The following is a 354-nucleotide window of genomic DNA, read 5'->3' as shown; positions in this document are numbered from 1 at the left end:
ATTTTGGTGGAGATGCACGGAAACAACGGTTCCATGGACGGCGATCCGCCAGCAGCTATGCGTTACACCGAGGCTCGCCTTTCGGAAATGGCTGGCTATCTCTTGGCTGACATCGAGAAAAAGACCGTACCATTTGCCTGGAACTTTGACGATACGGAAAAAGAACCCACTGTGCTACCAGCTGCCTTCCCTAATCTCTTGGTCAATGGAGCGACAGGAATTTCAGCAGGGTACGCGACTGACATCCCGCCGCATAATCTAGCGGAGGTCATCGATGCCGTTGTCTACATGATTGATCATCCAACAGCTAAGTTAGAAAAGTTGATGGAGTTCTTGCCTGGACCAGACTTCCCA

The 354-nt window shown here is 50.8% G+C and carries 1 protein-coding gene; it reads left to right on the top strand.

Going from position 1 to position 354, the window contains the following annotated elements; genetic code table 11:
• Positions 1-354, top strand: a 354-nt coding sequence (locus tag C1G53_RS03410) for a DNA gyrase subunit A (RefSeq protein WP_330847462.1), incomplete at both ends; no start/stop codon positions are given.

Origin of the sequence: Streptococcus suis, from assembly GCF_002960445.1 — a bacterium.
In the GTDB taxonomy this organism is placed as follows: Bacteria; Bacillota; Bacilli; order Lactobacillales; family Streptococcaceae; genus Streptococcus; species Streptococcus hyiners.
Note: the sequence above shows the minus strand (reverse complement) of the source record. Positions and strands in the feature narration are given on the sequence as shown.